The organism is Paraburkholderia heleia NBRC 101817 (assembly GCF_000739775.1).
GTDB lineage: Bacteria > Pseudomonadota > Gammaproteobacteria > Burkholderiales > Burkholderiaceae > Paraburkholderia > Paraburkholderia heleia.
Window position 1 is genome coordinate 21,699 of record NZ_BBJH01000009.1, and the last position, 13,330, is coordinate 35,028.

The 13,330-nt window shown below is 59.3% G+C and carries 9 protein-coding genes and 1 pseudogene; 8 read left to right on the forward strand and 2 right to left on the reverse strand.

What is annotated here, in order from left to right:
• The first annotated feature begins 30 nt into the window (after positions 1 to 30).
• The 4 genes from BHE01S_RS10080 to BHE01S_RS10095 all read left to right on the forward strand — a co-directional run bounded on the left by BHE01S_RS10080 (position 31) and on the right by BHE01S_RS10095 (position 4,058).
• Positions 31 to 1,536 carry an aldehyde dehydrogenase family protein gene (locus BHE01S_RS10080; protein ID WP_042263371.1) on the forward strand — a complete coding sequence of 502 codons (1,506 nt, stop codon included), beginning with the start codon at positions 31 to 33 and terminating at the stop codon, positions 1,534 to 1,536.
• A gap of 104 nt (positions 1,537 to 1,640) precedes the next feature.
• Positions 1,641 to 2,765, forward strand: coding sequence for a porin (locus BHE01S_RS10085; RefSeq protein ID WP_042263374.1), 1,125 nt, complete (start codon positions 1,641 to 1,643; stop codon positions 2,763 to 2,765).
• Between the two features lie 63 nt (positions 2,766 to 2,828).
• A complete protein-coding gene (locus tag BHE01S_RS10090; RefSeq protein ID WP_245639693.1) occupies positions 2,829 to 3,671 on the forward strand; it encodes an alpha/beta fold hydrolase in 843 nt (280 codons plus the stop codon).
• 96 nt (positions 3,672 to 3,767) lie between these two features.
• Positions 3,768 to 4,058 (forward strand): MFS transporter, encoded by a 291-nt coding sequence (locus tag BHE01S_RS10095; protein ID WP_042263378.1) that lies wholly within the window; start codon positions 3,768 to 3,770, stop codon positions 4,056 to 4,058.
• A 952-nt stretch (positions 4,059 to 5,010) separates the two neighbouring features.
• On the opposite strand, the pseudogene BHE01S_RS10100 reads toward BHE01S_RS10095, so the two are convergent.
• Both BHE01S_RS10100 and BHE01S_RS10105 read right to left on the reverse strand, forming a co-directional pair.
• Positions 5,011 to 6,525 (reverse strand): annotated as a pseudogene (locus BHE01S_RS10100) (efflux RND transporter permease subunit); the annotation flags it as partial.
• A 143-nt stretch (positions 6,526 to 6,668) separates the two neighbouring features.
• On the reverse strand, positions 6,669 to 8,906 hold the full coding sequence (locus BHE01S_RS10105; protein ID WP_042263380.1) for a helix-turn-helix domain-containing protein: 2,238 nt from the start codon (positions 8,904 to 8,906) through the stop codon (positions 6,669 to 6,671).
• Positions 8,907 to 9,551: 645 nt separating this feature from the next.
• On the opposite strand from BHE01S_RS10105, the gene BHE01S_RS10110 reads away from it, so the two are divergent.
• The 4 genes from BHE01S_RS10110 (at position 9,552) to BHE01S_RS10125 (ending at position 13,280) form a co-directional block, all read left to right on the forward strand.
• A complete protein-coding gene (locus BHE01S_RS10110) occupies positions 9,552 to 10,532 on the forward strand; it encodes a DUF7064 domain-containing protein (protein ID WP_042263381.1) in 981 nt (326 codons plus the stop codon).
• Between the two features lie 2 nt (positions 10,533 to 10,534).
• Positions 10,535 to 11,233, forward strand: a complete 699-nt coding sequence (locus BHE01S_RS10115; RefSeq protein WP_167337673.1) for an HAD family hydrolase — start codon at positions 10,535 to 10,537, stop codon at positions 11,231 to 11,233.
• A 189-nt stretch (positions 11,234 to 11,422) separates the two neighbouring features.
• Complete coding sequence (locus BHE01S_RS10120) at positions 11,423 to 11,833, forward strand: PEP-utilizing enzyme (RefSeq protein WP_042263383.1); 411 nt, start codon at positions 11,423 to 11,425, stop codon at positions 11,831 to 11,833.
• A gap of 28 nt (positions 11,834 to 11,861) precedes the next feature.
• Positions 11,862 to 13,280, forward strand: coding sequence for a hypothetical protein (locus BHE01S_RS10125; RefSeq protein ID WP_042263385.1), 1,419 nt, complete (start codon positions 11,862 to 11,864; stop codon positions 13,278 to 13,280).
• Positions 13,281 to 13,330: the final 50 nt, after the last annotated feature.

Consider the following 13,330-nt stretch of genomic DNA (forward strand, 5'->3'; position numbering starts at 1 on the left):
CCCGAACCTCACGATCCCTGGAGAATCCACATGACGTCCGCTTTCGGCACGCCGCCTGTCCACGATCTATCGTCGCGTGTCGCGTCGCTCGTCCCTGCGTCGAAGGGGCTGTATTGGGGCGGCGAGTGGCATACACCCGCCGGCGCGCGCATGTTCGACACGATCAATCCATCGACGGGCGCGCGCCTCGGTGCGGTGTTCGAAGCGACTCCGCACGACGTCGATGCCGCAGTCGCTGCCGCGCGCGCCGCCTTTCCCGCGTGGGCCGCAACACCGCCGCTCGAGCGCGCGCGTCGCCTGCGCGAAGCCGCTGCGCGCATCCGCGCGAACGCACTCGATCTCGCGCTGCTCGACGCCGCCAATTGCGGCAATCCGGTCGGCGCGATGCGCGCGGACGCCGAGATCGCCGCGACGCAGCTCGAATACTTCGCTGGTCTCGTGCTGGAAGTGAAAGGCGAGACCTTGCCGACGGGCAACGGCTCGCTGAACTACACGGTGCGTGAGCCGCTCGGCGTGATCGCGCGAATCTTCCCGTTCAATCATCCGTTTATGTTCGCGGCGGGCAAGATCGCGGCGCCGCTCGCGGCGGGCAACACGGTGATCGTCAAGCCTCCCGAGCAGGCGCCGCTGTCCACCGTGCGTCTGATGGAACTACTCGCCGATCTGTTCCCGCCCGGCGTGCTCAACTGTGTGACGGGCGGCCGCGACACGGGCGCGGCGCTTGCCGCGCACCCCGGCATCGCCGCAATTGCATTGATCGGCAGCGTGCCGGCAGGCAAGGCCGTGCTGCACGCGGCCGCTGACACGATGAAGCACGCGCTGCTCGAACTCGGCGGAAAGAACGCGATGATCGTGTTCCCCGACGCCGACTTCGACAAGGCCGTCGCCGGCGCGGCGCGCGGCATGAATTTCACGTGGTGCGGGCAGTCGTGCGGATCGACGAGCCGGTTGTTCGTGGAGGATTCGATTCACGACCGCTTCGTCGAAGCCCTCGCAGTGCACGTCAAGGACAGTTACGTACCCGGTCCCGCGACCGATCTGCGCACAACGATGGGCGCGCTCGCGAGCAAAGCACAGTTCGACCGCACGATGCGCTACATCCGTGCGGGCGTCGAAGAGGGTGCGCGGCTCGTGTGCGGCGGCAAGCGGCCGGGCGACCCGCGGCTCAAGGGCGGCCTGTTCGTTGAGCCGACGATCTTCGCGGATGTGGACGCGTCGATGTCGATCGCGCGCGAGGAAATCTTCGGGCCGGTGCTGTCGGTGATGCGCTGGCGCGATGAAGCGCAACTGTTCGACGCGGTCAACGCGCTCGAACTTGGCCTGACGGCATCGATCTGGACGACGAGCCTGAAGACCGCGCATCGCAGCGCGGCGCGCGTCGAAGCCGGCTATGTGTGGATCAACGACTGCTCGATCCATATTCCGGGCGCGCCGTTCGGCGGCTACAAGCAATCGGGCATCGGGCGCGAAGAGTCGAAGGAAGAACTGTACGAATTCACGCGCCTGAAGAACGTCAACGTCGCGCTGGCCGACTAGCGGTTTTATCAATGTAGCGAAGCAGTGGTCGGCAAGTCATCAGAATATTTTGGTTATTTAGTAAGCCTAATAATATAAAAAAAGAACTCTTAAGGAGACGCGCAATGAAAAAGATCGTCGCCGCCACAGCCGGCATCCTGTTCTGCCAGCTCGCCGCCGCGCAGAGCAGCGTCACGCTCTATGGGCTGATGTCGGTTGGAATCGAATACGTCAATGCGGAGAAAGGACACTCGAACATCAAGATGCTGTCGGGTACGATGCAGAACTCGCGCTGGGGCCTGAAAATCCGTGAAGATCTGGGGGGCGGCAACGCGGCGATCGCGCAGCTCGAAAACGGCTTCGATATCACCAGCGGCGCGTTCCAGCAGGGTGGCCGCATGTTCGGGCGGCAGGCCTTCATCGGCTTGTCGTCGAACCAGTTCGGTTCGATCACGTTCGGCCGTCAGTACGACCTGTTTTGGGACGACCTGCAGCAGTTCGAAGCGGCTACTGCGTCCCACAGTCTCGCTGTGCATATCGGCGACAACGACAATGCGTTCGGCGGCTTTCGCTATAACAACTCGGTCAAATATGTGAGCCCTGAGGTCCACGGACTGTCGGTGCAAGGTCTGTATGCGTTCAGCAATCAGGCCGGTTCGTTCGGCGCGAACCGCGCGACCAGCTTCGGCATCAGCTACCGACAGACGAGCTTCCGCGCCGCCGCCGCGTATCTCGACATCGACCGACCGGGCAACGCGATTCCGACAGGCGCCGTCACCGACGACTACGTCGGTGCGCCATTCATCCTGTTTCACACCAGCCCACTTGGTACGGCCATCGGCGTCGAGCGGCAGCGCGAGTTCGGAGCCGGCGGCGCGTACATGTTCGGCCCGGTGACGTGGAACGTGCTGTTCTCGGACGTCCGCTTTCGATATCGCGATCAGACGTCGCTGCACCTCGACAACTACGACACCTCGCTGACATGGCAGGTCACGCCGTCGATCCTGCTCGGTGCATCCTACATCTACACGAACGGCAACTACGGCGGCGTGCCGTCGAACGCCCCGATGCACTGGCAGACCGGCTCGCTGAGTGTGACGTATTCGCTGTCGAAACGCACCGACATTTACGTCTTCAGCGATGCCGTGTGGGCGTACGGCGCGCGCGCGACTGCGGTCACGTGGCTCAATTCGCCGTCGAGCACGAAGCAACAGATCAACGTAGTCGCAGGGATTCGTCAACGTTTTTAAGAAAGCTGGTGTAACCGGGTGACCTCTTTTGAGAAAGGAATTACTGGTATGCGAAGGCGTTTCATGTTCCTGCTTGCGCTCATCGCGCTCCCTCTTGCGTCAGCGGCGGCAGACTTGCATCGGCTCACAATCGCAACAGGCGATGGCGCGATTGAATATCTGGATTGGGGCAGCGGGCCATCGATAGTAATGATTGCCTCGCTGGGGCGCGGCGCAGAGGATTTTGGGGAAATCGCCTCCGGACTCGCCGACCGAGGTTTTCGCGTGATTGCGCCGCAACCTCGTGGCATCGGGCAGAGTACAAGCCCGTCAAAACCGATGAGTCTTCACGACTATGCCGCAGACGTCGCGGCGGTAATCGAGCAGACTGGAACGAGGCCTGCTGTGGTTCTCGGCCATGCTTATGGCAACACGGTTGCACGAACGTTAGCTGCGGACCGGCCAGACCTGGTTAGCGGTGTAATTCTCGTCGCCGCATCTGGGCGAGCGCCCCTCGACAAAGATGTTCGGATAGCTATTGCGAAGGCGTCTGATCTATCCGTGTCCGCTGCGCAGCGGCTGCAAAGCTTGGAGGTTGCGTATTTCGCGAAAGGCAACGACGCAAAGGTTTGGCTAGACGGGTGGTACCCGAACCTTCAAAAGCGCCAGTGGAACGCTTTTAACACTAGCAACCCTGATGAATACATCGCTGCCGGAGGACGTGTTCCCATTCTCGACATCCAGGGCGAAGAGGATGCGGTGATACCGGGTAGATACTCGCAGGACTTGTGTCGTGAGTTGGGTAAGCGTGTGTCGGTGGTAGTGATTCCACACGCGGGCCATGCGCTGATTCCCGAGCAGCCGACTGCGGTAGTTAATGCAATTACCGATTGGCTTCGTTTGCTGCAGCGTTCGTCTAGGCCTTGACGATCGGCACGGCCGCACAGAAGGGCGCTCACGCAGGACAACTCGCGGACCTTGTGGTGGGCTTGGCGAATCCTGCCGATCCTCATTGGCTCGTACATGCTTACGTACCATGACCGCGTCAACATCAGCTTCACGAAGCTCGGCATGCAGTCTGACTTGGGCATGAGTGATGCGATTTATGGCATGGCTGCGGGTGTGCTTCTTGTTGGATATGTGCTGTTCGAAATCCCCTCGAACATACTGATGATGAAAATCGGCGCGGCCTGGACGTTAAGCCAAATCATGATCTTATGGGGCCTGACCGCGTCGGCCATGCTATTCGTGCATGACAAAAGCAGAAGAGTGCGTGCAAGGCGCAGCTCGCCGTCCGGTGATCTTTGTTGTTGACGGATCGGTGCGGTGCGCTTGAGCAAACATCGACTGGTCGACGGGCAGGGCGGGCAAGGCTACTGGTAACGGTGGTGTATCAGTTTTTCGTTGCTCCACTGAGACAGTGGGACAGAATCATCAAGGATGTGAGAGGCGGCATGGCGCGGTAGTTGTTCCGGTCTCGCGGTCCATTTTTTTCCACCGTTTTATGGAAATAGATCTGGGGGGAACCGGCGAGCGCCACATTGGCTGAACTTTTGTGGGGTGGGCCTGAGCGGCCACAATGAGAACTCACCAGGGGTCGTTGCAAGGAAGTATGGGTAAGATTATGGGTATGTGATCGTTCGTCGAGGTGGGAGTCATACCTGGCGGCGCTTTCCGGGCGGGAGTTGTAGTTGGCTGCCTTCCGCCCTATGGGCCTTCCTGGCCATTCCGGCCTCTTTGTAGAGGTAACCATAAAGCTTCCGCCTGGAAGTTAATCGGTCTAAAAATCACCTGCCCGATTTACATTTCGTTACCGTATCCGATGACCTTAGGCTATGACCGCAGTTAGTGAGTAGCCCAGAGTTTGGTCGTGGGTACGCTCGAGAACACACAGGCGAGAATTGCGAAACTGCAAACACAAGCGGAAACGCCGATCCGGAAGCAGTCTTCGGATGACCTCTTAAAAATCCGTGGCCTGATGGAAAAACATGGCATCACCATGGCCGCCATCGAGGCGCACACGGGTGGCGGGAAGTGTGTTCGCAAACCTGTAGAAGGTTCTGTTGGGAACCAGGGCCTGAGCGCAGCGGGTATCCTGACCCGAAGAGCGACGCGGGGCCGGCGTGGATCTCGAGTGTGGGGTGCATGATCGCAAGTTTTTGTCCTGTACGCTACGCAAGGTCCCTTCGAAGCCGCGATGTGGCCACCTGCAGATTGCCGCAGACTCACTTGTTGAGGGCGAATGATAAGTCGTCGCGCCGACCGCTTAGGTTGCGTCTTCGCTAACCGCGGAAGGCTCAGCCTGTCGCTGGGCGCCAACGCGGCGATTCAATCGAAACAGATCATCGACATAGGTAAAGACGACCGGCACGACGAGCAGACTCAGAATCGTCGAAGTGAGAAGGCCACCGATCACAACGATCGCCATCGGCTGACGGAAGCTCGGCTCAGCACCAGTTCCCAGCGCATTAGGTAGCATGCCGGCCCCCATCGCGATGGTGGTCATCACGATCGGTCTTGCGCGCCTGCGGCAGGCGTCGATCAACGCGTCGAATCGGCTGACGCCAGGTTTTCGGCGCGCAACGATGGCATATTCCACGACAAGAATCGAATTCTTCGTCACGATGCCCATCAACATCAGCACGCCGATGACCGCCGGCATCGTAAACGATTGGTGCGTAATCCAGAGCGCAAACAGCGCACCGCCCAGCGCGAGCGGCAGCGCGCCCAGGATGGTGGCCGGTTGCAGGAAGTCGTGGAATAGAAGCACCAGGGTCGCGTAAATGCAAAACACGCCGACGCCCATCGCCAGGCCGAAACTCGTGAACATCTCCGACATGCGTTGCGCCTCACCCTGCTCGACAAGGTGTACGTTCGCTGGCAGTAAGCGCAACGCGGGTAGTGACATGGCCTCTTTCTGTACCGCGCCGAGGGGCCGTCCGTTCAACTCGACCGAAAAAGTGACATTGCGCGACCGATCGATACGGTTGATCTCTGTTGGCCCGCTACCGATGGCGACCTTGGCCACAGAGCCGAGGCTGACCGTTCCTTCGCGGCCGGCAACCCGTAGCGCCGCCACTGAATCGAGACTGTCGCGTACAGACGGGTCCATTTGAACGCGAATAGGGATCTGCCGTTGCGGTAGGTTGAGTTTGGGCAAGGTACTGGAATAGTCGCCGTAGGTGGCCAGTCGCACGGCATCGGCGAGTGATTGCGACGTGACGCCGAGCGCTGCTGCGCGTGAGAAATCTGGCTGCACCTGAATCTCCGGTCGCTGCAATGCGGCGCTCGACGTAACGTTGCCGATGCCCATAAGCGTGCGCAACTGCGCTTCCACCTGCGTTGCTGCGGTAAGAAGGGTCTGCGGGTCGTCGCCGGCAAGCGTGAGGTTCAGCACGTTTCCGTTGCCTCCGCCGTTCACAGACACGCGAACCCCGGGCAGCGTGTGTATCAGCGCACGCATCTTGGCTTCCACGTCTGACTGCCTTAGCTTGCGATTGATGCGTGGCACCAAGTTCACTGTAAGCGTCGCACTTGTGAGGTCGGCCAACGATGACGCGTCCGGTCCGCTGCCACTGAAGGCCGTGCCAACTGCCATGAACACGCTTTTCACTTCGGGCAGTGATTGCAGGAGGGCAGAAGCACGTTGACCCATTGCCGCAGTGTCTTCCAGTGTGCTGCCCGGCGGTAGCGTGAGCGTGATCGTGGTTTGAGCGTTGTCTCTGGCTGGCAGAAAGCCGGTAGAGATCAGCGGTGCGATGGCGGTCGCGATACCAAAGAAGATGGCCAGTCTCGCTTCTGGCGGTTCGTACCACTCCATAGAAGGTCGCCTAACTGGCGTTAGTCTCCGACGGGTTTCAGCACTCAAACAGCCGTTCGTGCGCGCTGTCGAAGAGGCAGATGCGTGAATATGACTTTCTCGCCTCATGACGGCTCGGATGACTCGCGACGGATCATCTGCATCCGAAGGGCGATATCGACCATCATCCGATTCTCGTGGCGCCGTAGGTCCATCCCGCTCAGCTGTTCAAACTGGGTCAACCGGTACCGGACGGTCTTTTGATGGACGTGAAGCGCGGATGCTGTTGCCTGCAATGAACAGTCCGCGTCGAAATAGGTGCGCAGGGTGTTGGCCAGCGCTTGCTTGTGTCTGCGGTCATACTCGACAGCATCACCAAGGATCGCGCCAACGAGCCCTTCAAGATTGTTGTCATGACGGATAGAGAGCAGGAGACCCAGGACGCCGAGTTCGTCGGAAATCGCAATGTTCTCGTTGCTGAATTTTGTTGCGGCGAGAAGCGCTATCGCGGCTTCACGATGCGAGTTGCGAAAGTCTCCGCTGCCACCGCTCACTGAACTCACGCCCCACATTGGACAGAAGCCTGAAAAGTTTGCCGCGATGCGTCTCCTGATCGTGTCCAGGGCGAAGCGGATCTCGTCGGTACTCTTTCCGCTGACCAGGGCGATGAGCAGATTGCCGCGTACGGTGAGCAACCGCAGCCCGGCTGGCTCCAGGCCCCGTGTGCAATAGTCCAGCGCGATTCGCCGGTTGCGCTCGGCCGTGCCGGCGTCCCATCCCTCGGCACGCGCGAGTTCATCGAGTTGCTCGAGGGAGCAGTGAAGAACGCGATGTGGGCCGTTTAGCTCAATGTGCAGGCCTTTGGCCCGGGAAACTGCCGCAAGCCTCACCTTGGGTTCACCCTCCAGAAGATCCCAGAGTATTTCGCTGCTGACCTCAGCGCGCGCAAGCATTGCGGCACGGCTTTCCAGATAGCTCAGTGCGCAGGCAATTGCCCCTGATCTGAGCGCCATGTCAGCGACTTCGTTCGGTTCGGTGTCGGACACAATGGAGGCCCAGCCGACACGTTCTCCCGAGACCACAATGGGCTGCGCATGAAACCACAGGTTATCGACAACCGCGCGACGATCGCTCGACGTCTCCCGGGAGTCGCCAAGCAAGCCAGCGATCTTTGGAATCAGTGTCGCTGCCCTCTGGCTCGCGGAACAGGTCGTCATGGGCTGCAATTCCTCGCTTACGATCGCTACCTCCGCCTCTGAATAGCGCCCGATGACTCTGGCGATGCCGTCGATTCCCTCGCCCGCGAGAATCGTTTCGATCATGGATTGCTGGATTTCGGCTGACTGACCAAACGCGCTATTCTGATTCTTCAGTTGACGGTTCGCTGCTGCTAGCTGTTCGACTGCGTTTTGCTGTGTTTCGTAAAGCCGCGCATTCTGGATCGCTATGGCGACAAGATCGGCGAGCGCTGTAATTCTCCTTACGTCCCGATCCGAAAAAGTGGACTTCCGACGCCGCCAGACTTCGAGTACGCCAACGACCTCGTCGTGCACCTTGAGCGGAGCGGCCAGCGCAGAATAGGCGTGTTCCAGCCTGGCCAGGTCCATATAGTCCGGGCTGATGGTATTGTCGCGAACGTATTCATCGACGCGTACCGCTTCGCCCGTTTCGAATACGCGGCCAGCGACACCGCGCCCCTTCTTCATTCGCAACTGGGCTGTTTCGATGCGCAGGTTGCCGACACAACTGCGCATTACCACCTCATCGCCTTCCCTGAGAAAGACACCACAGATGTTCGAAGAGAGCAGGCGCAGCGTCTCGTGTGTTGCGCAAGAGAGAACCTGATTAAGTTCGCGCGCGGAGAGCGTTTCTCGTACGACGCTCTGCAAGCCGCTGATTTCATCGAGCGCAGCCACAACAGCTCGTCCCCGACTGGCAGCCGAGGACGCCAGGGTGAACGCCGACGCGAGCAGACGCAGGCTTTCTGCCTGCGCATCAGTAGGCATAAAGCGGGGCAGAAAGATGGCCTCAAATCCTGGCGAAAGAGGCACAAAGCAACCGTAGCTTCCGAGCGAAATCCTGCTGTCGTCCTTCAGAAGATCTTCAGTGCCGGACTCAAGGAGCTTGCTGCTCTCGCCGGTCAGAGCAGATTGCGGAACCCATTCGCCCTGGGTATGCCGGAGCACAACGGCAGACGTCGCGCCGGTGCTCGCCCGAACGAGGTCCAGCGCAAGGGCCGTGACCGATTCGGTGCCCTCCAGCACGGCGCCCGAGAGGGTATCCAGTGCCGTTTGCAACGTGAAAATCTGCGATTCACCGGCATGAGCGGTCGCAAGGACAACGTTTTCCTGAGAAGTGTTCATTCTGAGCTCCGCCCCGTTGCCTCTGTTGCTGCGACGCAGCAGCGGAGGCGTTCGTTCCATAGGCTCTGTATCGCTGACGTTCAGTCGCCTTCCTACTAGCGTTTTCCCGTATGAAGGACACTTCGCCGCGCAAGCGACATAAAACATGCACTGATTCGAGGGTGCTTTATCTCCGCGGGATAAAACGGGAGACGTGATCCCGCCGCTTCGGCTATACGTATTGCAGGACGGTCTGGCTATCATGGGTTCAACGGTCGGTTACGCACAGCGCAGGCAGCCAGTCGCACTTCTGGCTTCCATAACCGGCCTCAGGAGACAGCAGGCTGCGCGGAGAGGCACTCATGAAAGGCTATTCACTGCGGCAAAGCATAGACAAATGCTTCTCGCCGTCGCAACGTGGCCGGATTCGCGTGACGCGGTTTCGTCACGGAGAGACGGGAGGTCAGAGTGGGGTGATCGTTCGCCTGCCGGGAGCAACGGAAGCCATCGAAGTGCTCTTTTTCCGGCACGACGATGGAGCGTGGCGACTTTTCCCCGCTGCCACAAGGCGACCAACGATGAGCGTATCTCGCTGGGCCGTAAGCTGAAAATGCTCTGCGACTGGCCCCAGACCAGTCCAAACGAACTTCAACAGACGGAGGGACAATGATCAAGGCTGAAGACGCGCAGTTTCACGTGGCGGACACGGACAAGCCGAACTGGGCCGAGACGAACTACTTCGGTTTTTATTCCGCGGAAGCAAACATCAACGTTGGCGTCTATGCGCTTTTCAGGCCGAACCTCGGCATCGTGAACTCGACCATCAGCATCAACTCGCGTCGTGCGATGACACCCTGGCATGCAGACTACAACGACCTGCAGTCTCACCTGCCAATTCCCGAGCCGCGCAATCTGCTTGACTACCGCCTGGCCAATGGGCTGAGCGTGAAGTGTCTGAAGCCGAATATGGTCTGGACGATCGACTATGACGACGGCCAGCAGACCGAGATCCATGTCAGGTACACCGCGTTGATGGAGCCGTTCGACATTCACGATCCGGAAATGGACCCGATTGTGGCGGCCCAGAAGGAGGCGGGAAAATTCGCATGGGGCACGGCGTACAACGGCCATTTCGACCAGACCGGTCGCGTGACTGGTCATATCGTGTTGCGCGGCAAGCGTTTTGAGATCGATTGTGTGTCCACCATGGACCACAGCTGGGGCCCACGCCCCGAGCGCGGCGCGCCTAACATGAGCTGGCTTCACGCACATTTCTCAGAACGCTTTGCCATGCATGCCATCTTTTCGTTTGACGAGAACGAAGGGGGCAAGACGCTGTCGCTGAGTCACGGCTACGTGCTGCAGGATGGCAAGGTATATGGGCTGAAGGCCGGCACCGGCAACACGATCCGCGTGCATGACCGCTATCCCGAGCACATCCAGCTGGCCGTGACCGATAGTGATGACCGGACGTGGGAGTTTCGAGGCGATGCGACTACCACGTTTCCATGGCAGTGCTGGCCCAACATGGTTGCGTTCAACACGCTCACGAAATGGCATTGCCAGGGCGAGACGGGATTCGGAGAGGTGATGGACTTCTTCGAAGTGCCCTCGTTGACCCGCTTGAATTCAGACAACCGGGGGTAGTCGTGTCGCTGCGCATGATTCTGTTCGACCTCGATGGAACTCTCGTGCAAACGAGAGAAGCGTCGTGGCGGGTGTTCGAGAAGGTGAACCGACGTTTTGACCTGGGAGTCAGCTCGCCGGAGGCGTTCTACGCACTGTCAGAGGTCAATCTCTTCGCTGGGCTGCGTGAGAAGTGCGGTGACGATGCAAGGGCGAAGGAGGTCACGGACTTCTTTTTCGAACTCCTGCTGAGTGAGTACCGTCCACCCATCATTCCGGGAATGCGCAGCGTCGTCAAAACCCTGGCGTCAGAGTTTCCTTTGGCGGTCGTTTCCTCGAACGCGATGGGTGCCATCCGTCACGTGCTGGACGACGCTGGCTTGATGCATTGCTTTGGACACGTCTTTTCGGGTGATGTCGAACCGGACAAGGAGAAGGCAATACAAAGGGTGCTAAGCGACTCAAGCTATGGGCTGGGCAGGCGGGGAAAGCCTGAGTACGACGAGATAGCGGGCTATCACTCGGGCGATGTCGTGCTGATCACGGACACCATCGGAGACGTCAAGGCAGCGGTCGCAGCAGGCGCCCGCGCGGTGGGGGTGTCGTGGGGCATGCATTCGTCCACGCAGCTCGCCAGCGCAGGTGCGGAATTTGTCGCGATCTGGCCAGAGGAGTTACTGATTTATTTCCGCGAAGGGGGCGGCAGTCCACGGCACCATTGAAGACTAAGGACACTGACAAACCTGGGAGCCGGATGGCCATTTCCGTAAAGCAGACAGTGAATTTTGTCTGCGAGAGCTAAAGAGCAGAAAGACGGAAGCACCTAAGATTGATCTCGCAATGGCAGTGACTGGAAGTTACGACAACAGTTGGTTATAGAGCACCCTTGGTGCCGTGAACAGGAGACAGCGATGACCGTAGTCGCAGAAGGCTTTAACGCATTCGAAACGGAGAAGGAGCCGAGTGGAACGGTGGTTTACCTCCCCGATCCGCAAGCGGTAGTCAAGTTGATCCAGAGCGGCAAGCTCAAGGACCACATTCTTCTCGTGCGCGGCGGCACGACCACCTTCCTTGCACCCGCGCTTTCGATGGGTGCCATCGGGGTGATCACGATGTCGGGCGCACCGGAGTCGCACCTCGGAATCCTTTCGCGCGAATTCCAGATCCCCTGCATCATGACCGCGCATCTCAAGAACAGCGACTCCCGCTACGAGGTCGGTAATACCGGTCAGGCGCACTTTGACGAGATCGTCAAGGAGCTCAGTGGCAAGCAGGTGACGCTGAAGTGTGCGAACCCCGAAGTCGGCCAGATCGTTCTATAGCGCGACTGAAACTATACAGGAGACGACAATGGATCAGCTGCGAAAGAGCACATACAAAAAACGCTACGAGAAGGACGACGACGGCCTTCGCTTCCAGACGCTGCTCTACACCGGGAACTATACCGACCTGCCGCCAGTCCCGGACGGCATCGCGGGCGACCGCGCAATGCGCGCGCGCATGAAAACGGGTGTCCTCGAGAAGGTCACGCGTGAAGACGTGCTGAAGCCCGAGTTCACGATCGACGAACTCAACGACCTGAACAACTATTTTGCCTGGAATATCTGGGACGTCCTCGTCATGCGCGCGACGGAAGGTGTGTCAGGGATGATCCCACGCCAGGAGTATGAAATCCTTGCGTTCATGCAGGAGTTCTACCGGTATCCGGAATTCATGCGGCTGATTACCGATCAGCTTGGCCCGCAGGGTGTAATGGACATCGGAGCGAGCGCCCGTACGGAAATCGGGACAAAAATCAACTGCGTTCACGACTGGTGTCTCGGCGCGGTCGCATTTGGCATGGGTCGCTGCGGGCTGCTGGCGCTCGAAGCCATCGGCCCGGATGACTATGTCGAGGAAAGCAATACCATCCTGAAGTTCGCCCAGCGGGTGCTGTGGGGCAAGCGGCAGGACGGCTATATCCTGAACTCCCAGGATCGTTACCGTTGCCAGATCCACGAACCGGAACTCATCGACCGTCTGGTTAACGAGGTCGAATACTTCGAGAGCGAGTCCGACACGTACAAACAGCTGACCGCCTTTAACGCCGCGGCCGAGCTGCTCGCGTTCTTCGATCACTACGACTGCCGGTTGGGCCTCGGCGACACCGGTCCCTATGAGCTCAAAGACGGGAAAATCCTCATCATCCGCGACCTGTTCGTGAACGAGGACGTCTATCACTGGAGCGATGTGTGCGAGGACCTGCCGCACTGCTATACGCTGGCACTCGTCATTGACCCGGAACAAATGGGCCTCGAGGAGATCCGGGTCAACGATATTTCGACGACCTTCACGGTTCCGAAGAACTACGTGCCCGCAATTTGTGGCGCTGCGGTCTTCGTGCGTCAGACCTGGGATACACCGATGGGCGAAGTCTATCCGGTTGCCATCAAGGACCTGTCTTCGCATCTCGAGAAGATCAAGGAAGCGACGTTCAAGCTGTACAAGAAGACGCTGAAAATGCCGCGTCGGGAACTGTGCACCAACGGTATCTACAGCTACTACGTCGGCATGATCCTGCCGCATCTGCGCAAGGCGGGTCTCTACGATCACGTCAACGAGAAGATGAACTTCTGGGAACTCGATCAGCGCGTGTCGAACTACTACTACGAGATCACGAAGCGCAATTTTGTGCAGTCGGTGGTCCCGCAGAAGATCTTCTCGGGGCAGGGCTATCTGCCTTTCTCGGAGAATGCGGATATCCGGCACTCGAAGTACGCCTGGCTCTGACACCATGACCTGAACGTATCCGGCGGAGCACTGGATATACAGTCTCCGCC

What these genes read in the sequence shown, in the direction of transcription:
- BHE01S_RS10080 (WP_042263371.1), top strand. Translation starts at nt 31, where the DNA reads ATGACGTCCGCTTTCGGCACGCCGCCTGTCCACGATCTATCGTCGCGT.
- BHE01S_RS10085 (WP_042263374.1), top strand. Translation starts at nt 1,641, where the DNA reads ATGAAAAAGATCGTCGCCGCCACAGCCGGCATCCTGTTCTGCCAGCTC.
- BHE01S_RS10090 (WP_245639693.1), top strand. Translation starts at nt 2,829, where the DNA reads ATGTTCCTGCTTGCGCTCATCGCGCTCCCTCTTGCGTCAGCGGCGGCA.
- BHE01S_RS10095 (WP_042263378.1), top strand. Translation starts at nt 3,768, where the DNA reads ATGCTTACGTACCATGACCGCGTCAACATCAGCTTCACGAAGCTCGGC.
- BHE01S_RS10105 (WP_042263380.1), bottom strand. Translation starts at nt 8,906, where the DNA reads ATGAACACTTCTCAGGAAAACGTTGTCCTTGCGACCGCTCATGCCGGT.
- BHE01S_RS10110 (WP_042263381.1), top strand. Translation starts at nt 9,552, where the DNA reads ATGATCAAGGCTGAAGACGCGCAGTTTCACGTGGCGGACACGGACAAG.
- BHE01S_RS10120 (WP_042263383.1), top strand. Translation starts at nt 11,423, where the DNA reads ATGACCGTAGTCGCAGAAGGCTTTAACGCATTCGAAACGGAGAAGGAG.
- BHE01S_RS10125 (WP_042263385.1), top strand. Translation starts at nt 11,862, where the DNA reads ATGGATCAGCTGCGAAAGAGCACATACAAAAAACGCTACGAGAAGGAC.